The organism is Streptomyces halobius, assembly GCF_023277745.1.
GTDB classification, from domain to species: domain Bacteria; phylum Actinomycetota; class Actinomycetes; order Streptomycetales; family Streptomycetaceae; genus Streptomyces; species Streptomyces halobius.
Genome location: NZ_CP086322.1, coordinates 885,927 through 906,657, shown reverse-complemented (window position 1 = coordinate 906,657; position 20,731 = coordinate 885,927). Strand labels below are relative to the sequence as shown.

General features: G+C 68.8%; 18 protein-coding genes and 9 pseudogenes. 17 read left to right on the top strand and 10 right to left on the bottom strand.

All coding sequences use genetic code 11. From position 1 onward, the window contains the following. Positions 1-22: 22 nt before the first annotated feature. Positions 23-1,558 (bottom strand): bifunctional phosphatase PAP2/diacylglycerol kinase family protein, encoded by a 1,536-nt coding sequence (locus tag K9S39_RS04270; RefSeq protein WP_248861990.1) that lies wholly within the window; start codon positions 1,556-1,558, stop codon positions 23-25. 50 nt (positions 1,559-1,608) lie between these two features. On the opposite strand from K9S39_RS04270, the gene K9S39_RS42745 reads away from it, so the two are divergent. Continuing rightward, on the top strand, positions 1,609-2,142 hold the full coding sequence (locus K9S39_RS42745; protein ID WP_406707867.1) for a cytochrome P450 family protein: 534 nt from the start codon (positions 1,609-1,611) through the stop codon (positions 2,140-2,142). 274 nt (positions 2,143-2,416) lie between these two features. Next, positions 2,417-3,965 (top strand): annotated as a pseudogene (locus tag K9S39_RS04255) (FAD-dependent oxidoreductase). 166 nt (positions 3,966-4,131) lie between these two features. On the opposite strand, the pseudogene K9S39_RS04250 reads toward K9S39_RS04255, so the two are convergent. Beyond that, positions 4,132-4,406, bottom strand: a pseudogene (locus K9S39_RS04250) (plasmid stabilization protein); the annotation flags it as partial. Positions 4,407-4,562: 156 nt separating this feature from the next. After that, positions 4,563-4,784, bottom strand: a complete 222-nt coding sequence (locus K9S39_RS04245; RefSeq protein WP_248861989.1) for a DUF6479 family protein — start codon at positions 4,782-4,784, stop codon at positions 4,563-4,565. Positions 4,785-5,094: 310 nt separating this feature from the next. On the opposite strand from K9S39_RS04245, the gene K9S39_RS04240 reads away from it, so the two are divergent. From K9S39_RS04240 to K9S39_RS04195, 10 genes and pseudogenes are all read left to right on the top strand, one after another. Continuing rightward, positions 5,095-5,268 (top strand): CsbD family protein, encoded by a 174-nt coding sequence (locus tag K9S39_RS04240; protein ID WP_248861988.1) that lies wholly within the window; start codon positions 5,095-5,097, stop codon positions 5,266-5,268. 147 nt (positions 5,269-5,415) lie between these two features. Further along, positions 5,416-6,002: pseudogene (locus K9S39_RS04235) on the top strand (HemK2/MTQ2 family protein methyltransferase). Further along, a complete protein-coding gene (locus K9S39_RS04230; protein WP_248861987.1) occupies positions 5,986-6,210 on the top strand; it encodes a CDGSH iron-sulfur domain-containing protein in 225 nt (74 codons plus the stop codon). The pseudogene K9S39_RS04235 and the gene K9S39_RS04230 overlap by 17 nt, the downstream one beginning before the upstream one ends. A gap of 162 nt (positions 6,211-6,372) precedes the next feature. Next, positions 6,373-6,716: pseudogene (locus K9S39_RS04225) on the top strand (iron-containing redox enzyme family protein); the annotation flags it as partial. 18 nt (positions 6,717-6,734) lie between these two features. Continuing rightward, positions 6,735-7,616: an SDR family oxidoreductase gene (locus tag K9S39_RS04220; RefSeq protein WP_248861986.1), complete on the top strand. Its 882-nt coding sequence runs from the start codon at positions 6,735-6,737 to the stop codon at positions 7,614-7,616. Positions 7,617-7,639: 23 nt separating this feature from the next. Continuing rightward, positions 7,640-8,761 (top strand): annotated as a pseudogene (locus K9S39_RS04215) (thiamine pyrophosphate-binding protein); the annotation flags it as partial. Between the two features lie 122 nt (positions 8,762-8,883). Beyond that, on the top strand, positions 8,884-9,039 hold the full coding sequence (locus K9S39_RS04210; RefSeq protein WP_248861985.1) for a DUF6131 family protein: 156 nt from the start codon (positions 8,884-8,886) through the stop codon (positions 9,037-9,039). 243 nt (positions 9,040-9,282) lie between these two features. Continuing rightward, positions 9,283-9,789, top strand: coding sequence for a DUF6328 family protein (locus K9S39_RS04205; protein ID WP_248868585.1), 507 nt, complete (start codon positions 9,283-9,285; stop codon positions 9,787-9,789). An 18-nt stretch (positions 9,790-9,807) separates the two neighbouring features. Continuing rightward, the gene (locus K9S39_RS04200) at positions 9,808-10,107 is read left to right on the top strand and encodes a hypothetical protein (protein WP_248869222.1); all 300 of its coding nucleotides are present in this window, start codon (positions 9,808-9,810) and stop codon (positions 10,105-10,107) included. Continuing rightward, positions 10,104-10,451, top strand: a pseudogene (locus K9S39_RS04195) (transposase); the annotation flags it as partial. The gene K9S39_RS04200 and the pseudogene K9S39_RS04195, both read left to right, overlap by 4 nt. Before the next feature lie 94 nt (positions 10,452-10,545). On the opposite strand, the gene K9S39_RS04190 reads toward K9S39_RS04195, so the two are convergent. Further along, positions 10,546-13,038 carry a SpoIIE family protein phosphatase gene (locus tag K9S39_RS04190; RefSeq protein WP_248861984.1) on the bottom strand — a complete coding sequence of 831 codons (2,493 nt, stop codon included), beginning with the start codon at positions 13,036-13,038 and terminating at the stop codon, positions 10,546-10,548. A gap of 341 nt (positions 13,039-13,379) precedes the next feature. Between K9S39_RS04190 and K9S39_RS04185 the strand changes: the two are divergent. Continuing rightward, a pseudogene (locus K9S39_RS04185) lies at positions 13,380-13,532 on the top strand (DUF1918 domain-containing protein); the annotation flags it as partial. A 21-nt stretch (positions 13,533-13,553) separates the two neighbouring features. On the opposite strand, the pseudogene K9S39_RS42295 reads toward K9S39_RS04185, so the two are convergent. The 4 genes and pseudogenes from K9S39_RS42295 to K9S39_RS04160 form a co-directional block, all read right to left on the bottom strand. After that, positions 13,554-14,047, bottom strand: a pseudogene (locus K9S39_RS42295) (IS701 family transposase); the annotation flags it as partial. An 84-nt stretch (positions 14,048-14,131) separates the two neighbouring features. Beyond that, on the bottom strand, positions 14,132-14,491 hold the full coding sequence (locus tag K9S39_RS04170) for a hypothetical protein (protein ID WP_248861983.1): 360 nt from the start codon (positions 14,489-14,491) through the stop codon (positions 14,132-14,134). A 605-nt stretch (positions 14,492-15,096) separates the two neighbouring features. Further along, entirely contained in the window at positions 15,097-15,360 is a 264-nt protein-coding gene (locus K9S39_RS04165) for a hypothetical protein (RefSeq protein WP_248861982.1), read from the bottom strand. A 652-nt stretch (positions 15,361-16,012) separates the two neighbouring features. After that, on the bottom strand, positions 16,013-16,627 hold the full coding sequence (locus tag K9S39_RS04160; RefSeq protein WP_248861981.1) for an alpha/beta fold hydrolase: 615 nt from the start codon (positions 16,625-16,627) through the stop codon (positions 16,013-16,015). A gap of 275 nt (positions 16,628-16,902) precedes the next feature. Between K9S39_RS04160 and K9S39_RS04155 the strand changes: the two genes are divergently transcribed. Then, complete coding sequence (locus K9S39_RS04155) at positions 16,903-17,850, top strand: MerR family transcriptional regulator (RefSeq protein WP_248861980.1); 948 nt, start codon at positions 16,903-16,905, stop codon at positions 17,848-17,850. Positions 17,851-18,088: 238 nt separating this feature from the next. Next, on the top strand, positions 18,089-18,427 hold the full coding sequence (locus K9S39_RS04150; RefSeq protein WP_248861979.1) for a hypothetical protein: 339 nt from the start codon (positions 18,089-18,091) through the stop codon (positions 18,425-18,427). Between the two features lie 53 nt (positions 18,428-18,480). Here K9S39_RS04150 and K9S39_RS04145 read toward each other — a convergent pair whose 3' ends face one another. After that, positions 18,481-18,936 (bottom strand): hypothetical protein, encoded by a 456-nt coding sequence (locus tag K9S39_RS04145; protein WP_248861978.1) that lies wholly within the window; start codon positions 18,934-18,936, stop codon positions 18,481-18,483. Positions 18,937-19,039: 103 nt separating this feature from the next. Between K9S39_RS04145 and K9S39_RS04140 the strand changes: the two genes are divergently transcribed. Beyond that, a protein-coding gene (locus tag K9S39_RS04140) for an IS5 family transposase (RefSeq protein ID WP_406707865.1) occupies positions 19,040-19,914 on the top strand; the annotation gives its coding sequence in 2 pieces (ribosomal slippage) (positions 19,040-19,430 and positions 19,430-19,914; 876 coding nt in all). On the opposite strand, the gene K9S39_RS04135 is transcribed toward K9S39_RS04140, so the two are convergent. Continuing rightward, entirely contained in the window at positions 19,898-20,440 is a 543-nt protein-coding gene (locus K9S39_RS04135; RefSeq protein WP_283113437.1) for a GNAT family N-acetyltransferase, read from the bottom strand. The two genes, K9S39_RS04140 and K9S39_RS04135, sit on opposite strands and share 17 nt — an antisense overlap. Before the next feature lie 105 nt (positions 20,441-20,545). Here K9S39_RS04135 and K9S39_RS04130 point away from each other — a divergent pair. Then, positions 20,546-20,728: pseudogene (locus K9S39_RS04130) on the top strand (PRC-barrel domain containing protein); the annotation flags it as partial. Positions 20,729-20,731 lie beyond the last annotated feature (3 nt).

Sequence of the window (20,731 nt, the reverse complement as noted above, 5' to 3'; positions counted from 1 at the left end):
CCCCGGGTTCACCCGTCCGCAGTCAACCGCTCATCGGTCGAGCACGCGGCCGTTCCTCCAGCGGCCGGTACACGGTCAGTGCCTCCTGGAGCTTGTCGACCTGGAACGCGGTGGGCGCTTCGACGACTTCCCCGTCGTATGCCATCCGTGCACCTTCCGGCAGTCCGGAAATGAGCAGCTGCCGCGAGTGCGCCGCAGCGTACAGGCGGGTCCTGGCCACTCCCCCGGCCAGTACCGTGGCGAGCAGACGGGTGCGCGCGAAGCGGCCGCCGTGGGCGATGCGTACGTCGAGGAGGCCATCGGTGAGATCGTGGCGACGTACCGGGGCGATGCCCAGGTTGCGGTAGGCGCCGTTGCCCGCGAAAAGCAGCCACATCGCGCGACGGCGGCCGTTGACGACGGCCTTCAAGGGATGTGCGGTGTGCAGGATCTTCGCGACGCCGAGGAGGGTGGCGGCCGGGTCGCCGATCTTCGGCGACCAGTGTTCCCTGAGGCGTATGAGATCAGGGTACGAGCCGAGGCTGAAGGTGTTCAGGAAGTAGGTCGGCTCTGCCGATCTGGCGGCCAAGGGGGTGATCCGGCCGACGTCGACGCGGACCGCGCTGCCGTTCGCGACCGCGGCGCAGGCGGCGGCCACTGTCTCGGTGCCGAGGTCGGCGGCGAAGTGGTTGAAGGTGCCACTGGGCAGGACCACGAGCGGCACCTGGAACTGCAGGGCGGGAGCCACGGCCGCGTTGATGGTGCCGTCGCCGCCGCACACACCGAGGGCACCGCCCCGGCGCGCTGCTTCGCGTGCGGCATCGGAGATCACCTTGGGCAGCGGTCCGCCTCCCTCCTCGTGGACGATGATCTCAGCGCGGGGCAACTCGGACTTCAACTGCCTTACAGAGTCCATGAGTTGCGGCTGGGCCCCGGAGGACGGGTTGACCACCACGTACAGGCCGTCACCGTCGGGCAGCGCAGGCGCGTCCGTGCGAGGTCGGGCCGGCGGCGGTAGCTGCGCGCGCGAGGGCACCAAGCCGCGCACGGCGAAGGCGGCGCCCACACCGAGAGCCGAACCGACCAGGACATCGCTGGGGTAGTGCACGCCGGTATAGATACGGGAGAAGGCCACCGACGCGGCCACGGGCGCCAGGGCCGCGCCCCAGCCACGGGACTCGAGGGCCACGCCGACGGTGAACGCCACCGCGGACGCGGCATGCCCAGACGGGAACGAGCTGGTGACAGGCTGGCGGGGCAGATGGCGTACGACCGGCACCGCGTCGAGCACGGGCCGCTTCCGGCGCACCGCACCCTTGCCCAAAGTGTTGACGGTGGCCGAGACCAGCGCGAGCGACGCGACTCCGCGCACGGCTGCCCGCCGCCCCCGCGTACCGCCCAGGGCCCACATCCCTACGGCGACACCACCCCACAGCAGCCCGTGGTTGGCGCTCCGGCTCAGACGCGGAAGCACCGGCTCGGCCATCGGCCAGGAACGCTCGCCCACGCGGCGGAAGACGGCGTGGTCCAGGGTCCTGAGCAGCGTGCGGACGGGGTGCCTCGTCGGTTGTTCATCCATGTGCCTCCTTATACCCAATATCATTGCTTGTGTAGGGCAATCAGTTCGAGGTGACGTTGGGGGCGTTCCCCGACTTGGCCCGCCGTGAGGAGCCAGGCGCCGTCCGCGCACGGCTCCTGGGCAAGCCCGCCATAGCTCTGCGGGGCCCCGCTGCCGTCGGGTTCTTCTACGACGAGAACCATGTACACCGTCGATCGGCTTTGCCCGGGCCCGTCCTCAGCACACTCTTCGGCAAGGGAGCGGTACACACGCTCGATGGCGAGACCCACCGTCATCGCAAGGGCCTCTTCGTATCGCTCCTCAAGGACGCCTCCGGCGTATCCGCCCTGGCCGAACACGTCACCCAGGAGTGGGAGCACTCGCGCAAGGCATGGGCAGCCCCCTCGCCGCTGACTCTGTTCGACGAGGTGAGTGTCCTCCGCACCCGGGCCGTCTGCCGTTGGGCAGGCATCCCGCTTCCAGAACACCCAGACGACGAGGTGCGGCACACGGCCCGGGATCTGGTCGGATGCCTCTCCGCCGCCCTGGGGGACCAACTCGTCCCGTCCGGGTTCACGGCCCACGGTCCGGGGTCGAAGGTGTAGGGCGCATCCCACAGGCTTGGGTCGTGATTCTGTCCATACAGATCGAGGAGAACCAGCCGTCCCGTTCACGTGCGAGAGCCTCCCGCAGCTGCGGGCGCTGGTGCAGAGCGTGGGTGCGCGGGTATCCCTTTCGGCGACGGTGCGCCTGGACGGCGTACGTGCACCCGATTCTGCGGGCTTCCGCAGACCCAGCGTCCGGCCGGGCCTGGGCGTAGCCTCGTAACCGCCGCCCCCTGCCGCTCGGCGTACCGGCCGGCGCGGAAAGCGAGGAGACATGAGTACGCAGCATCCGATCGATGAGTCGTACTGGATGGCCACCTGCCCGGCACGGACTATCCACCGCCCGGCACGGACCTGACCGCGGATGTCGCAGTCATCGGCGGCGGCATCGTCGGCCTATGCACCGCATGGGAACTACGGCGGCGGGCCTGGACGTCATCCTCCTGGACGCCGACCGGATCGCCGCCGGTGTGAGCGGCTACACCACCGCCAAAGTGACGGCACTGCACGGACTGCGTTACGCACAGCTGGAGAAGGAACACGGCATCGACAGCGCACAGCTGTACGCACTCTCCCAGCTGGACGCGGTCGAGCACACGGCGGCCCTGTGCGCCGAACTGGGCATCGACGCCGACCTGGAGCGGTCCTCCGCCTTCACCTATGTACAAGATCCTGGACGTACCGACGAGATCAGGCAGGAGGCGGAGGCCGCCCGGCGGGCAGGACTGGACGCGTCCTTCGTGACCGAGACCGACCTGCCGTTCGAGGTGGCCGCCGCGGTACGCGTGGAGCGTCAGTTGCAGTTCCATCCGCGGAAGTTCCTGCTGGCGCTGGCTGAGAGGTTCAGCAGGGCCGGAGGGCGCATCTTTGAGCGCACGCGTGTCACCGGACTGCGCGACGGCACCCGCTGCCGCCTGGTCACCGAGGGCGGCGTCGCGGTGGAGGCGCGTGATGCGGTTATCGCCACGCACTACCCGGTATTCGACCGCGCCCTGCTCTTCACCCGCCTCAAGCCCCGGCGGGAGTTGGTGACCGCGGCACCCGTGCCGGCCGAGGCCGCCCCCACGGGCATGTACCTGACCCCCGAGGACAACATCCGCTCGGTGCGCAGCGCACCCTTCGACGGGCAGCGACGGCTGCTCATCGTCACGGGAGAGTCCTTCGAACCGGGCTCAGAAGGCGTCCAGAAGCGCCTCGCACACCTCGATGCATGGGCCCGCGAACGGATGCCGGGATTCGCGGAGTCGGACAGGACCTATCACTGGGCAGCACAGGACAACGACTCCAGCGACCATCTGCCTTATGTCGGCCACGCCCACCCAGGGTCCCAACACGTCTATGTGGCCACCGGCTTCGGCGGCTGGGGCATGAGCAACGGCCTGATGGCCGCCGGTCTGCTCACCGCCCATATCACTGGCGGGCCGCGGCCGGCCTGGACCGGCCTGTACGACCCGCGCAGGCTGCCACCGGTCCGTGAGGCGGGGCACCTCGCGCAATTCCAGGTCACCGTCGCCAAACACTTCGTCGGCGACCGCCTGCACACCAGCCACGTCGACTCCGTGGCCGACGTCCCGCCCGGCAGCGGAGCCGTCGTACGCCTGCACGGCAAACGGTGCGCGGTCTACCGCGACGAGCAAGGACACACCGCGGCACTGTCCGCGCGCTGTACCAACCTGGGGTGCCTGGTGCAGTTCAACGACGCCGAGCGGGTCTGGGAATGCCCCTGCCACGGATCCCGCTTCGCGACGGACGGCTCGGTCCTGCACGGCCCGGCCACCCGCCCCCTCGAACAACGCGACGTACCGGACCCCGATGGGGAGTAGAGACCAAACGAGGCCGTTCAACAGGTCCGATCGCGCAGCGTAATTGGCCGATATGCGTCGAGTGTCCGTGCATGCCACGATGAGGAAACCCATCCGCCTCACGAGGAGTGACGCTCATGGGCAAGGAAGAGCAGTCCGCCAACCGTCCCGAGCAGGCCCCCGGCGGGAGATTGCGGCGTTTGGCCTCGGCGTACAGCTGATCGTAGGTGGGGTCCTGGGCGCCGGAGTGCGAGTGCTGCCCGCCGCGCTTGCCGGACGACATGTCCTGGGTGGAGCTCTTGCTGGCGGTACGGGGGACTCCCCGGAACGCGCGCGCCCCTTGTTCACGGTGCGTGCGGCGATCCCCTGGGCCCGCTTCTTGCTCTCGCCGCGCTGTTCGGAGCTCTCCTTGATGTGGCCGTACTGCCGTTCCCACTTGGGGCTGGATCCTCTGGGCGTGATGCTCTTCTCAAGCCGGTTCAGGCGAGGCCGGCTCACGCACGTATGGCTTGCGCCCTTCACCCGTCACTCTGCACCCAGTCCCCTGGCCCTCAATCGCAGGGTCAGGAGCCGGGGAACTGGCATGCCGTCACGTCGGCTGGCTGGGGCGCGAGTTGGTTACGGGTGTGGCCCGCCGGAGTCACCAGGCTCGTCATGGTCGGGGGTGTCCCAGGAATCGGCACGGGGGTGCGGTTTCTGTGGTGGCCTCGGCTTCCGCGAGGCCCGTCGGCTGCCCCACCACCAGCAGGCAAGCAGCGCGAGGACGAGGGCGATGCCCGCGACGGTGAGCAGCATGGGGGTGGCCGAGGCGAGGGAGGTGGCCGAGTGGTCCGGTGTCATGACGAGCGCATAGCACCCGTCCACCCGGCCCTATCGGGTATGCCCGTACATTCATCCAGGGTTTCCACGTGCTGCATCCGTCCGGGCTCCGAGGGGGCCACCTCAGGACCGGAAACGGTTTCACCGTTTCATCAACGGCGCCACGCGGCCCGCGACAGGCAGACTCCGTGAGGCTGCCTGCGCACGTCGTCGGACCGCGCCGAGGTCCCGTTTGAGGGTTCCCGACGTTGCGGCCGGCAGTGCCCGGATTGCGAGGCGTCGGCGCAGGCCGCAGTCTGGATGTGTCCCCCACACAGTAAGGACGCTCGCCATGGGTAAGGCAAAGGCCAAGGGCAAGCAGGTCAAGGGCAAGGTGAAGGAAGCCACGGGCAAGGCCGTGGAGGACCAGGGCGTGCAGGCGGAGGGCCGCGGGGAGCAGGCTCAGGGCAAGGTCCAGGAAGCGGCGGCTGACGTGGCCAAGCGGGCGAAGCGGGCCGGTCGGTAAGAGCGATCGCCAGCTGCGCGAGGGTGATTGCGCCGCGCAGCTGCGTGCGAGGTGTCTGATGAGCACCGACACTGTGCTGACGCCGGCCGGCCACGTCTGGTGACACCGCCGGGGGTTTACGCGCCGCAGTTCGACTCTCGCCTTCTGATGCGGGCCATCGGCCGGGAGGGGATTGAAGCCGGCATGGACGTGCTGGATCTGGGCACCGGCTGCGGCGTGCTGGCTGTGCAGGCGGCGCGTCTGGGCGGGCGGGTGACGGCGGTGGACATCGCCTGGAGGGCGGTGTGGACGGCGAGGATCAACGCGCTGCTGGCTCGTCGGCACATCACCGTGCTGCGGGGCGACCTCACGGCTGCGGTGCCGGGGCGGACGTACGACATCGTGGTCAGCAATCCGCCCTACCCTCCCTCCCTCTGTGCCGTGTTGCCCCGGCGTGGCGCGGCGCGCGCCTGGGACGCCGGGCCCGACGGCCGCGGGGTGGTGGACCGGATCTGCGACGCGGCGCCGAACGTTCTGGAGCCCGGAGGGTGCTGCTCGTGGTGCACTCCGCCCTGTGCGGCGTTGACGCCACCCTGCACCGGCTCGCCGAGGTGGGCCTGCGGCCCGAGGTCGCCGACCGCACGGTCATTCCACTCGGTCCGGTACTGCGCTGCCGGCAGGCATGGCTGCGCCGGCAGGGCTTGTTGAGCGACAGCGAGGAAGGGCTGGTGATTATCCGTGCCGAGCACTCCTGACCGGCCGCGGCGCATCACCCGGGACTATGACGGGCCGCTGCTCGTGGAAGGGCCGGTCGAATTCATCTGCGGCGACGGCAGCGTCCGCATCTCGCGGCGTCTCGCCGTCGCCGTCTGTACCTGTCGACGCAGCCGGGCCTATCCGTGGTGCGACACCAGCCACCGCCGCCGCACCGAGCCCGATGCCCAAGTCGAAGCCAAGGGGTAGGCGCTGATGCCCGCCCCTGTCGAGGCACGCCACGGCAGCCCGCCACTGCCTGAGCCCCTGCGGCGAGATCTCCGTCGGCATCGTGGCCGCGCTGCGGGCCGGTGCGGCACCCGCGCCGCCGCCCGGGGCCGGGGCCGCGGATCCGTACGGCGACGATCTGCAGCCCTGCTCGGCCTGCACCGGGCGCTGCGCGGCGCGCTGGTCGGCCACTTCGCCGCAGTGGAGGTGACCTCATCGCCCGCTTCACGCCGGCTCGCCCAAGCGCTGCGCCGCCTTGCTGCCGGCCCGGCCGCCGAGCGGTTCTACGACGAACATGTGGTAGCGGACGCCGTCCACGAACAGGTGGCCTGCTGGCCGGTGAACCCGGCCTGGAACCCGACGTGGTCTTCGGTATCCAGACCACCGGACTCCTCGAAGACCGCCTCAGCGCGCACTTCCTTCACGCCTGGCGCGGCGGCCGCAGTGCCCTGCGCCACGCTCAGCGGCTTCCGATGTGTAACCCATAAGCGGAAAGGAAGGTTTTGATGAGTGACGCCCCGCAGGACCCTGCCGACAAGTACCCTCGGCCCGACTTCCCCCAGCAGGACCAGGAGCCGCCCGGCTGGACCGGACCGATGGACCCGCCGCCCGACCACGGCGAGGAATCCTACCGCGGCAGCGGCCTGCTCCAGAGCCGCAAGACGGTCCTGACCGGCGGCGACTCCGGCATCGGCCGTGCCGTCGCGCTCGCCTACGCCCGCGAGGGCGCAGACGTCCTGTTCACCTACCTGCCCTCGGAGGCCAAGGACGCACAGGACACCGTCCGCCTCGTCGAGGAGGCTGGCCGCCGGGCCGTGGCGGTGCCGTGCGACATCCGCGAAGAGGAGCAGTGCCTCCGACTGGTGGAGCGCGCGGTGGAGGAGTTCGGGCGGATCGACGTACTGATCAACAACGCGGCGTACCAGATGTCCCAGCCCGACGGCATCGGGGAGATCTCCACCGAGCAGTTCGACCGTGTCATGCGCACCAACCTGTACGGCATGTTCTGGCTGTGCAAAATGGCGGTTCCGCACATTCCCGCCGGCGGATCCATCATCAACACCGCATCGGTGCAGGCATACAAGCCGAGCCCGCACCTGCTCGACTACGCCATGACTAAGGGCGCCATCGTCACCTTCACGCAAGGCCTCGCCCAGATGCTGATCGACGACGGTATCCGCGTCAATGCCGTGGCTCCCGGGCCGGTGTGGACCCCGCTGATCCCCGCCACGCTGCCCGACACCCAGGAATTCGGCAAGCAAGCCCCGATGGGACGGCCCGCCCAGCCCCGCGAGATGGCACCCGCCTACGTCTTCCTCGCCTCGGAGCACGCCAGCTTCATCACCGCCGAGATCGTCAACGCCACCGGCGGCACACCACTGCCCTGACCGCGAGACACGAAAGGCCCGTCATGACGGTAAAGGTCTCTGACCAAGTTCTCGGACGACTGCGCCAGGGGGGAGTCGAGCACGTCTTCGCCTACCCGGGAGACGGCATCAACGGCCTGCTCGCCGCCTGGGAACGGGCCGACAACAAACCCGCCTTCATCCAGGCCACGCCACGAAGAGGCGGCCGCCGAAGCCGTCGGCTACGCCAAGTTCTCCGGCCGCGTGGGAGTGTGCGCGGCGACCTCCGGGCCCGGCGCGATCCACCTCCTCAACGGTCTCTACGACTCCAAGCTCGACCACGTTCCGGTGGTCGCGATCGTCGGGCAGACGGCGCGCAGCGCCATGGGCGGCTCCTACCAGCAGGAGGTTGATCTCGTAGCCTCTACAAGGATGTCGCGGCCGACTTCTGCGAGACGGCGACGGTTCCCGAGCAGCTGCCGAACGTCATCGACCGGGCCATGCGCACGGCCTACGCCAAGCGGACAGTGACCGCCGTCATCATCCCGGCCGACGTCCAGGAGCTGGACTATCGCCACCGAAGCACGCCGTCAAAATGGTTCCCTCCAGCCTGGGCAGCGTCAACTACGCCCCCGTTCCCGCGGACGCCGACATGACGCCGGACAGGGAGCGCGTCATGCGCGGGCCGAAGTGGAGAAGCCGGCGGATGTGCTGGGCGCGGGCGTGGCCAAGGCCCTGCTCGGCAAGGATGTCCTGCCCGACGACCTGCCGTACGTGATTGGCTCGATCGGTCTCCTCGGCACACGCGCCTCGTACGAGCTGATGCGGGACTGCGACACCCTGCTCGTGATCGGCTCCAGCTTTCCCTGCACGCAGTTCATGCTCGAGCTCGATCAGGCCCGCGCGGTCCAGATCGACATCGACCCCTACATGAGAAGATCGAAAAGGACACGGCGCGTTGGTGGGAGGTCATGCAACGCCGCGCCGCCGTGGACGCCGATCCCGTCAACCCCGAGTACGTGGTGCATGCCCTGGACGCGCTCGTGCCGGAGAACGTCATCCTGGCCGCAGATTCGGGTTCCGCCGCCAACTGGTACGCACGGCACCTGCGGATACGCGGCTCGATGCGCGGCTCCCTGTCCGGAACTCTTGCCACCATGGGCCCCGGCGTCCCGTACGAAACTGGAGTGGGTCAGTGGGGCGTGATCGGCTTGCCGCAGCACCGCGACTGCCTGGTCAGGATTTGCGCTGGCACAGCGCGCCGCGGGAAGCGCATACTGAGAAACACCCCCAGGGGCTGGAGGACTCAATGATCGTGCTCGGACTCATTCTGCTCGTCATCGGCGCTGTCGCCGGCATCTCCATCCTTTGGACCATCGGCCTCGTACTCGCCGTCATCGGTGCGGTTCTCTGGCTGCTTGGGTCCCTCGGCCACGCGGTCGGGGGCCGGCGGCACTACTGGTAGGACGCCACTCGCCAGGTGAACCACCCGCGAGCACCGTCGACCGTCCTGGTGGTCGAGAAGCTCGCCCCTCGGCCCCTGGCCAGTGGCCCGGACATGACCACGATCTCCCTGGTTGGACTGTACCCCCGCCGCCGGTGTGACGATACGGCGGATCACGGTCTCTCCCGGGCGGGCGTGCGCGAGACCGACAGCGCGGGGTGGGGTTGCTGGCCGCCGGTGGTGGGCGAGATGTGGAAGGTTGCCATGGCTGACGGTTCCCCGTCCGGTGAGTCGCACCATGCGCGAGGCCGTGATGAGACCAGCGAGGAGCGTGCGGACCGGCGTTGGAGCGATCTGCTGCAGGAACTGCGGGTAGCGCAGACCGGGGTACAGATTCTCTTCGGTGTTCTGCTCACGGTGGTCTTCCAGCCCCGGTTCGGCGACCTGTCAGCGACTGACCGCAACATCTACGTCGCCACCGTGGTCCTTGGCGCAGCGACGACGGGGGCGCTCGTCGGGCCGGTTTCGTTCCACCGGCTGGTGACCGGCCGCCGTCTGAAGCCGCAGACGGTTACCTGGGCATCCCGGATGACGCTGCTCGCGCTGATCCTCCTGCTCTGCACGATGGCCTCGGCGCTGCTGTTGGTCCTGCGGGTGGCCCTGAACGACTCCCTCGCGGTGTGGCTGGTAGCTGTCATGGTGGTGTGGTTCGTTGTGTGCTGGTTCGTGCTGCCGGCCTGGCAACGCCACGCGGGCGACACCGAGCGGTGACGGCACAGCATCGCTCAGGTGCCGCCCGGGAGGCTGGAGGTGCAGCCTGGCGGGGACCTGTGGGCGGCCGAGGAGTCGGGGCCGTCGGAGTGGACGCTGGATGCGCTGGCCGCCGCGGCGAGGCGGCTGGGGATCGAGGTCGGCCGCTCCCAGGTACGCAGGATCCTGCTGGCCGAGGGAGTGCGCTGGCGCCGTACTCGGTCCTGGACCCGCTCGAAGGACCCGGACTTCGCGGGAAAAGGACGCGGATCATCGGCCTCTACAGCGACCCGCCCGACGGCGCGACGGTCGTATGCGCCGACGAACTGGGGCCGGTGATCCCGCGCGCCTTCCCGCCCGCACCAGGCTGGTCGCCGGATGGGCACCGGATCAAGAATGAGATCGACTACAGCCGCGGACCGGAGAAGACCTGGGGCTACGGCGGTCTGCGCGTGACGGACGGACACGAGATCACCATGACCGCCCCCTCCCGCAACAGTGCCTTCTACCAGGAGTTCCTGCAACAGGTAGAGGACGCCAACCCCACCGGACAGATCTGGATCGTCACCGACAACCTTTCCTCCCACAACAGCCTGTCCACCCGGACCTGGCTGGAGGATCATCCCCGCATCCGACACGCCTTCATCCCCGTCGGCGCCTGCTGGCTCAACCTGCAAGAAGGCTGGTGGCGGATCTTCCGCAAGACCGCCCTGGCCGGGCGGTCCTTCGCCAATCCCGACGACATCACCCAGGCCACGGCCGTGGCCACCCGACAGCTCAACGCCCGTGCCAGACCATGGATCTGGGGTCGGACACCCCCCGCGCCGGGCCGTCCCTCTGCGGCCCAGTCATCCGCAACGGCTGTTCCGCCCAGATGGTCTTGCCGTCGCGGACGTACCGGGTGCCCCAACGCTGGGCGAGTTGGGCGACCAGGAAAAGGCCGCGGCCGCCCTCGTCCGTGGTGCGGGCCCGGCGCATGTGCGGGGCGGTGCTGCTGCTGTCGGAGACTTCGCAGATGAGGTCGCGGTGACGGGTGAGTCGCAGGGTTATCGGTCCCTCGGCATAGCGGTAGGCGTTGGTGACGAGTTCGCTGACGATGAGTTCGGTGGTGACGGCCATCTCGTCCAGCTGCCATGCGGTGAGCTGACGCGTCGCCAGTTTGCGTGCCTCGGCGGCGATGGTCGGCTCCGTGGGCAGCTCCCAGGTGGCCACCTTCTCCGCCGCCAGGGCGCGGGTGCGGGCGATGAGCAAGGCGACGTCGTCGGCGGGGTGTTCGGGGAGCATCGCTTCCTCGACCGCCGTGCAGGTCTCCTCCAGCGTGCGGGCGGGCGCGGTCAGCGCCGTACGCAGCCGCGCCAGCCCGTCGTCGAGGTCCTGTCGGCGGAGCTCGAGGAGGCCGTCGGTGTAGAGCGTCAGAAGGCTGCCCTCGGCCAGTTCCAGCTCGGTGCTCTCGTACGGCAGCCCGCCCAGGCCGAGCGGTGGGCCCGCGGGTATGTCGGGGATGCTCACCTGTCCGTCCGGGGTGACCACCACGGGCGGCATATGGCTCGCACGGGCCATGGTGCAGCGGCGGGAGACCGGGTCGTAGACCGCGTAGAGGCAGGTCGCACCGATCAGCTGCGGGGAGGACATATCGGTCGCGTCCTGCTCGGCCGCCAGGCGGTCCACGAGGGCGTCGAGGTGGGCGAGTATCTCGTCCGGCGCGAGGTCGAGGTTGGCCAGCGTGTGGACGGCGGTGCGCAGCCGCCCCATGGTGACGGCGGCGTGGGTGCCGTGGCCGACCACGTCTCCGACGACGAGGGCGACGCGGAGACCGGAGAGCGGAATGACGTCGAACCAGTCGCCGCCGACGCCCGCGGCCGGGTCGGCCGGCCGGTAGCGGTGGGCGACCTCGGCCGCCGGGTGTCCGGGGACCTCCGCGGGGAGCAGGCTGTGCTGGAGGGTGAGCGCCGCCTGATGCTGCTGGGTGTAGCGGCGGGCGTTGTCGATGCACAGCGCGGCGCGGGAGGCGAATCCCTCCGCGAGGGTGAGGTCGTCCTCCTCGAACGACTCCAGCCGTCGCGACCGCCACAGGCCGATCGTGCCCAGCACCAGCCCGCGCGCGGCCAGCGGCACCACCATCAAGGAGTGGAGCCCCTCGCTGAGCACGCGCTCGGCCCGCTCGCGGTCCTCGGCCAGCCAGGGAAGTTGGCTGGCCCGGTACGTTTCGAAGACCGGTCGGCGCTCGGCCAGGCACCGGAGGTGCGGAGCCTGAGGCGGGAAGGGAATCATCTCGCCCACCGGATACATCACCTCCGACGCCTCCGGTGAGATGCCGCGCATCGCCATTCTGCGCATCTCTCCGTGCGTCCCCGGAACCGGCTCCTCGCCACGGTTCACCGGATCCAGCAGGTCCACGGATACATAGTCGGCCAGGTCGGGCACGGCCACCTCGGCCAGTTCACGGGCGGTGGTCGCCACGTCCAGCGTGGTCCCGATGCGGGCGCTGGCCTCGTTGAGCAGCGCCAGGCGACGACGGGCCTGCACGCGGTCGGTCACATCCTCGACCGTCTGCGCCACGCCGAGGACCCGGCCGGCCGAATCCTGCATCCGGAACGTCGACGACGACGCGACCAGCTCCTGGCCGGGGGCCGAGAGGATACGGACGGGCTGCTCGGCGAAGATCAAGGACTTCCCCGTCTCCAGCACCTGCCGCAGCCGGGCCTCCACCGTCTCCGCGTCGGCCTCGAAGAGGAAGTCGCGGACGCGCAGGCTACGGTGGAGCTCGGTCGGGACCCCGCTGAACTTCGCCATCGCCCGGTTCACCCGCAGAATCCTCAGGTCCGGAGCGTGAACGGCCAGCCCGATCGGGGAGCGGCGGAACAGCCCGTCCAGGAGCGACCGATCGGTTTCCCACTGGATCACCTCCTGCGCCGGCGCAGCGACGACGTACCACTCGTAGCCGGCATCGGGCCGCAGGACGACCCGGGCACGGCACCCCATCTCCACCCGGTGACCCGCGCGGTGCCGGACCGGCACGATGCCGAACCACCCCTGGTCACGCAGGCAGGCCGACACCGCCGCCAGGACGACACCACGGTCCTCGAAGTCCATCAGGACGTCGTCCGCCGCCCGGCCGAGCACCTCCTCGGGCGCATAGCCGAGCATCTCCTCGGCCCGCTCGCTCCACCCGACGACACGCCCCCGAGGATCGAGGACCACCGAGGCTGCGCGACGCACGGCGAAGGGATCCTCCGGCCCCTCGCTGAACGTCGACAGCGATGCGTCCATCACCACCACCTTGTGCCTGCCGAGCGGGCGACACCACACGGCCGCCCGGGGTGACTCCCCGCCGTGGTCCGATGGCAGTACCCGCGATGCTCACCCCAGTATCGGCCCCGGGGCCCGACCTCGCTTTCCGTCGCCTCCGCGGAGCAGGGCGTGACCGGGCCGCCAATCGGGTGATGACAGGGCGGGGACCGGCCGGGCAAAGTGTCACGGGGCGGCACCTCGCCCGCCGGCCGGGGCCGGCACCGCATCATTCGAGTGGCGTCGCACACACCTCCCGCCCGGCATGGGTACGTCCGCGGTGTTCGGCCCCAGGCCGCCCAAGACGTACGAGGAGGACGAGAATGCAGGCGAGCGTGGGTGACCGGCTCCTTGTCCATGGCCGGATCGTCGGTCAGCAGGACCGGACGGCGGAGGTCATCGAGGTGCTGGGAGAGAACGGCGGGCCTCCCTACCGGGTCCGGTTCGAGGACGGCCACGAGACCCTCATGAGCCCCACGACCGTGTCTCGTCGACCTGCATTTCACGCGGCGGCCGACCTTGGCGGGATCGGCCTTCGGCGAGCCTGGGTCCCAGGTCTCCGGGAGGGACAGGCGCCAGTCGACCGCGGCCGAAGCATGGTCGGCGGCCAGGTGCAGCGAGACGCCGGCCTGGCAGTTGGTGACCTTGCCCGCGGTGCCGGTGTACTGCCGCGACACGCACGCCGACGCCTCTCCATCCTTGAGAAACCCTGTGTCATCGATGATCAACGCGGCCGGCCCGATGGCGTGCTGCATCCTCCAGGCGAGCCGGGCTCGCACATGGGCCGGGTCCCACGGGCTGGAGGTGATGAAGTGGGCCAGAGCCTGCCGGTTCCCGTCCTCACCAAGCCGAGCAGCCATCGGTGCGTCAGCAGCCCGCGCAGATACACCGATCCCCACCGACGCTGATCCGCACGCGCGAACGGCTCGAACACATCCGCCGCGAAATCCTCCAGATCACGCCGGACCGCAGCCAACTCCTCAGGCGTCACAACCGATCAACGCAACAACCGATCATCTGGACACGCTACCGACAACTGCACCTGACCAAGCCCTACTAGCGCCTCTTCGCGGGATCAGATCAATGTGCCCTTGTAGCACGCCGTGGATGCGTGCTTCTTCTTTACTCCGAGTTTCTTCAACCCGTTACTGCAGTAGTAGAGAAGGTAGGCGTCTTCGGGCCCCTGGTCGCTCGTGCCATAGTCCTCGGCGTAGCCGCAGTACGTGTTGGCTTTGCCAGGGACGGGTACCCGGTAGCCCTTGCTCCGCAGATACTTCCGGCAATCCTGGGCCCACGCCTCAGCCGGGCTGGCGGTGACCAGCGGGGCGACCCCGGCCAGGAGCGCGCCACTCACGGTCAGCGCAGCCAGACGCTTCCACCGGCTGACGCTGCTACTGATCGATCCATCGTCTTCGTCGTGACTACGCTCGATCATTCCACCAATCCTTCATTCCTGAGCCGCGCCCATCGAAACGTTCTTTCGTCCCGGCCAGGCGCCTGGCCGATACCTGTCGAGCACAGGGCACCTCGTGACATCCGCAGGTAGGCCCTCGTACGTCTCTGGGAACGAGTTGTGTCAGCCGGGTGCTCGTTCCGTTGCTGTGTTATCAGGTTTCCCCCTCAACCAGGCCGGAGCACGACGACATTCGTCCTGACCCGAACATCGCCGATGCAACACAATGGCCACATGCCATACGGATCCACTTCAACGTCGAAGACCTGGCTCGCACGCGCATGGCGCAGACCCCCCGACCTTTGCTGAAAACGGGCTGGCGCTTTGGATGCTGCGGCAACCTCACTGCGTCAGACAGCTCGCCACATGGAAGCGAGAATCTTTCACAAGCATGGTGCCCCCGCTCCGCAGGTTGACCTCTGCATATCCCTGGGTGGGTACGTCCCCTGACTCCGTCTTGTTCACGAGCGCCCCACCCGATCCAGCTGCCCTCGAGACGGCGAACAACCGCTGTTGAAACTGCTTGAGTGAACGAATCCACCGGCCGTATATCGCCACCATGTAATCCAGTTCAAAAGTGCTGATAATTACCGGGCGGAGGCAATAGGAGCGCCGCCGCGCTGTACCTGCTTGATCCTGTCGACAATCATCTTGATGATGGACATGATCCTGGTAGAGGGAACGCCTACACCTTCCCGCCATGTGTACTTGATTTGCGCGATCACTCCTCCCTGCCGCACGTTGATGATCTTTTCCATCCAGCCCTGCTTCGAGGGGACTTCAATCCCAGCGATCTCGTCTCCGGGAGGGTTGTTGCCTATCTCATCCACCGTCAACTTGGACGTGAACAAGGCGTCAGCTGTCTTACTTGCGGGAAAGGAGAGCAGCCGTACGGAGAGTTCTTGGTCTACACTGTTCGTGAACCCAACGCTTCCTACGGCGACTGCCTTCGCACACCAACGGCGGGGCCAGGTTTCCGACTGGCAGATCGTCGGGTCAGCGGTTTCCCACGCCTTTCTGACACGTTGCTCCCCCAGATCAGACGGGATGCTGTACTGGTTGGGTAGCGCGCGCTCCAGAGCCTTCGTATACAGGACTACCACAGGCTGTGGGGAGGGCTTGCCTTCACCCGCCGGTTTGCTGGATGGGCTGCTGCGCTGCCCACCGCCTGAGCTGCAGCCGGAACTCAGAGGGATGATGAGAAGGGTCAGGACCAGGCATGCAGTCGCAGTTCCAACGCGCCCATACCCATCCATCATCTTGGCCCGCCCTTGTCTGTATACGAATGTGATCACTGACGATAGGGAATGTTATCGAACTGGGTTCTGCCTCCGCCGAGTTGACCGCCTGGGCGAGCGCTGCCGCCACGAGTTCCGCGGCACCTCGGCCGAGGTTGAGGACCACCGTCAACGGCAGCATCAGCGCCGCCAAAGCGCGTCCTGCGGGCCAACCGCCACAGCTTCAAGAGCGAGGCAGGCGGCCCACTGCTCTCGCTGAGCAGGACTACGCAGTCACCCGCTGCCCCTCGCCCGCGGCGGCATGGAGCAGCACCCCGGCGAGTCCGTCCGGGACGGAGAGCATCGGCCAGTGTCCGGTGTCGAGTTCGAAGAAGGCCACGTGGGGCTCGGTGAGCACCTGGAAGCGAGAGTCCCCCGACCGCACCAGGGACTCGACCATGGCGATGCTCATCCCCGTGCCGGTACAGAAGACGCCGCTCATCGGCAGCGTGGCGGCGGCCCCCGACAGCCGGAGCGGCTGGGTGAGCGTACCCAGCGGCTGCGGCGCGGCCAGGCGGACGAGCCGGGCCAGCGCGTCTGCGGGGACGCCCGCGATGCTGCTCCGGGCCTGCGCGTCGTCGAGTGACGGCGGGGGGAGCCGCCAGCCGTCCTCGACCTGTTCGGACCGTTGCCGCCACCCGTCGCGGACCGCCGGATCGGGCTCGAATTCGCATACCAGGCCGTGCACCGAAAAGCCATCCATCGGCAGGGGCGCCGACACGTACACGATCCGGGACACCCGTTCCGGGCGCCGGTCGGCGGCGCCCAGCGCCGGAAAGCTACCGTGACAGTGGGCGACAAGCACCACCTCCGGCGCATCCAAGTGATCGATGAGCTGCACCAGATCCTCGATGTGTCTCCAAACCCGTTTCCGGACCGGCTAGATGGCGGCGGTCGCCCATGCCCGTGAGCGTCGCCGCGTACGCCTCGGCTCCCCGCTCCCGTAGCCGATCCACTACGTCCTGCCACAGCCAGCCGCCCATATGCCCGCCCGGCACCAGCACATACGCCGTCATCAACGCCTCCTCGCATAGCTTGGCCGCGCGGCCGGCCCCCCCGTTGACCCGGCCGCGCATGCCGTTACGGTAGGAACTCCCCCTGAGGGAGGTTCAAGACATGACCGTGCCCACGTCCCCTGATGGCATGTGGAGCATCGGCGAACTCGCCGAGCAGGCAGGCGTCACCGTCAAAACCGTCCGCTTCTACTCGGACCGCGGCCTGCTGCCCGAGGCCATCCGCAGCGTCGGGGGCCACCGTCGGTACGGCCCCGAGGCCCTGGACCGACTCCGCCTGATCCGTTCGCTACGCACCCTCGACCTGCCACTGCCGCAGGTCGACCGGATCCTCGCCCAGGAGGACGCGCCGGGCGCAACGGACGCCCTGGAGGGCGCCGTCGCGGGGCAGCTACGAGAACTCGGCACACAACTGTCCACTCTGCGCTGGCGGGAAGCCGCCCTCCACCTTCTCCGCGACTGCACCCCCGAGGAACGCGCCGACCGCCTGCGCCTGATCGGTGCTGTGAACACCCCGCCCACCACGGACGCCTTGGCCCGCTTCTGGCGTCACGTACTCCCCGCGCGGCTCCCGGCCCGCCTGCTCTCCACGCTCCTCGAAGCGGCGGTTCCGCAGCCCCCCGCCGACCCGACCCCGTCCCAGGTCCTGACCTTCGCCCGACTCCATGCCGTCGCCACGGACACCCGCGTCCTCGACATCAACATCCGCCGCCTCGCACCCCGAACCCCCGACGGGTCCTGCCGCCCGGCCGTCCTCTACGAAGGGCTTACCGAGGCGTGCGCGCTCGCCTCGGCGCACGTACGAGCCCAACGGCCCCCGCACGCGGGCGAAGCCCTCGACTGTTTCGTCGCCGCCCACGCCGGCTTGCGCAACATGCGGGACACCCCCGCCTTCCGCCGCCAACTCAGCTTCCAGCTGGCCCAGCTCGCGCATCCCCTCATAGACCGCTACTGGCAACTCGCCGGCGAACTCCCCTCCGCCTCCCCGCAACCGACCATCGGCGCCACGGACGACTGGCTCCGCGCCGCGCTGGACGCGCAGGTCGCTTAGCGCTGGATTCCTCAAAGTCGGTACACATATCGGCGGCGTAGCGTCCGGGTGGGCGGGGACCAGTCAACGCGGAAGAAGCGCAAGCTCCCGCCGCCCCCCGAAGGGCGCCAAGGTCATCCCCGGCGAGAAGATCCAGCGGCGCGGCATCGGCGCTTACATGGCCGGGGTTAGCCGCCCCCGCTGATCTCCACGTGCGAGCACGCGACACTAACCCGGCGCCGCCCCCATCGTGCGCGCCGTGAGTACACCGCCTGAGACACCCTCGCCGCGAAGCATCGCCCGCGAAGTCGCCGGACTTGTCCTCGTCGCCGCCGGCATCCTCGTCGTGCTCGTCGCTCTGGGCGCCATACACCCGCTGCTGAGCACCAGTGTGGCCGCGGCGGGCACCTTCGCGGCCTTCCGCTTCCCGGCACCGCCGAGGAGCAACGTCTCCCGCGTCGTCGCCTGCGCCATCAGCGCCATCGCGACTACGACCGCCGTCGGCTGCGCCTTCGCGTACTGCCCGCCTCTGGCGTGGGTCGAAGTCGGCGCAGGCATCTGCGCGGCGGGCATGTGGCTGGCCAGTGAGGCGACCTGATGCCACGCCAGTTCCTGCCCAGCTTTCGCCGCCTCCCCCTCCCGCGCACGGCGCTACCACTGTCGACGGAGGAGAAGCCCGCCGGGCCGATCGGCAACACGTACGTCTCCATGACCTACGCGGGCACCACTACCGTGTGGGGCACCGAAGAGCGCGCCGCGGGCTGGGGCCTCGATCGCGTCATCCAGGAGGGGTACGAGCGGAGCATCTGGACGTTCAAGAGCGTCAAAGCGATCTCCAAGCATCCCGGTGCGCTCACCGTCGAGATCGGGCGCGGCGGTGACGAGCGCCAGTTCGCGGAAACCCTCACCGACCACCCGCTCCTGCACGTCCTGAACGTCCAGGCGAATCCGCTGGAGCGGGTCACCGTCTTCAAGAAGCGGTTCAGCGCGCAACTGCTGCTCTCCAAGAAGGGTGCGTTCGTCGAAATCACCCGCAGCCGCGCGGGCACGATCACCCGCCTCGACCTGCTGCCGCCGAACCGCGTCGAGCCGATACCCGACCCGCACGGCGACTACGTCTCCCACTTCGAGTTCGCCACATACGACGGACGGGTCCGCGAACTAGGGCGTGTATCGAAAGTGGATCTTGAGCGTGGAATGATCTTGGCTTATGGCACGTGGAGATCTGACGGATGCACAGTGGGCTCGGCTGGAGCCGCTGTTGCCCAAGCGCAAGAAGCCGGGCCGGCCGCCGATATGGACCCGGCGGCAGCTGATCGACGGCATACGGTGGCGGACCCAAGCCGGGACGCCGTGGCGGGACATCCCGGAACAGTACGGGCCCTGGGGGCGGGTGTACGACCTGTTCCGCCGCTGGCAGCTAGATGGCACCTGGCAGCGGATCTTCACCGCGTTGCAGGCCCAGGCGGACGCCAAGGAACTCATCACCTGGGACCTCAACATCGACTCCACCGTCTGCCGGGCCCACCAGCACGCCGCCGGGGCGCGGAAAAGGGGGACTTGCAAAAGGAACCGCCCGGCGGTATCACCGTCGAGCCGGACGACCACGGTCTCGGACACTCGCGAGGGGGCCTGACCACCAAGCTGCACCTGGCCGTCGAACAGGGACAGAAGCCCATGTCGATCGTGATCACCGCCGGGCAGCGCGGCGACTCCCCGCAGTTCGAGCCCGTCCTGAAGAAGGTCCGTGTCGTCCGCCTGGGTTCCGGTCGTCCGCGCACCCGGCCCAACCGGGTCCGCGCCGACAAGGCATACGCCTCCCGCAAGAACCGCGTCTACCTGCGCCGACGCGGTATCCGCTGCACCATTCCGGACAAGGCCGATCAAGTCCGCAACCGCAAGAAACGCGGGTCGAGTGGCGGTCGGCCGCCGCGGTTCGACCCCGAGGACTACAAGGCTCGGCACGCGGTCGAATGCGGCATCAATCGCCTCAAGAGGCATCGGGCAGTGGCCACCCGCTACGAGAAACTCACCGTCCGCTACGAGGCGACCGTCCTCGTCGCGGCCATCAACGATTGGCTGTGACGTACTGGTCCGACGACAACTCGAACACCCGCACTCGCCGACCGCAGCTGGGATCGACGGTCTCACGGACCGGATGCATCCCCAGCTTGGTCATGATCCGTTCGGAGGCGTCGTTGCCCACCTGAGCGATGCTGACGATCCGCTTCAGCCCTCGGTCTTCGAACCCGAACCGCACAGCGGCCGCAGCGGCCTCGGTGGCCAGGCCCTGCCCCCAGTGGGAACGTCCCAGCCGCCAGCCGACCTCAACCGCTGGCAGCACCTCCGGCAAGAAGTCGGGGACCGAAAGGCCAGTGAACCCGGCCAGCTCGCCGGTGGAGCGGATCTCCACGGCGAACAGGCCGAAGCCCTGTGCCTCCCACTCGCGTTCCATTACCTCGATCCCGTCTCGAGTCTGCTGTTCGTCCCGGACGCTGCCGTCACCGATCCACCGCATGACCTCGGAGTCGGCATTGACAGCAGTCATGGGCACAACGTCATCCTCGCGCCAGCGGCGCAGGACCAATCGGGGAGTCTCAAGCGTGACCACCCGAGCATTCTGGATCACAAATGGGCTCTCCACCATCCTCACCAGGCACTTCCGATACACGCCCTAGAGCCCACCGCGTTGTGTGGCTGCGCGACCCGCACCGGGGCGATCGTGGGGCCGGGCTACGTCAAGGTCGACTACGACCGGTCGCTGGTGAAGAGTCGTAAGTGCCCGGCGATCGGCACGGACGATGTCCTGCCTGCCGAGGACGAGGCCGCGGTCTTCGCGCACTACGGCCTGCCCTACCAGAGCGGCGCGAGTGGTGAGCGGCAGCTCGCCCGCCGCTGACCG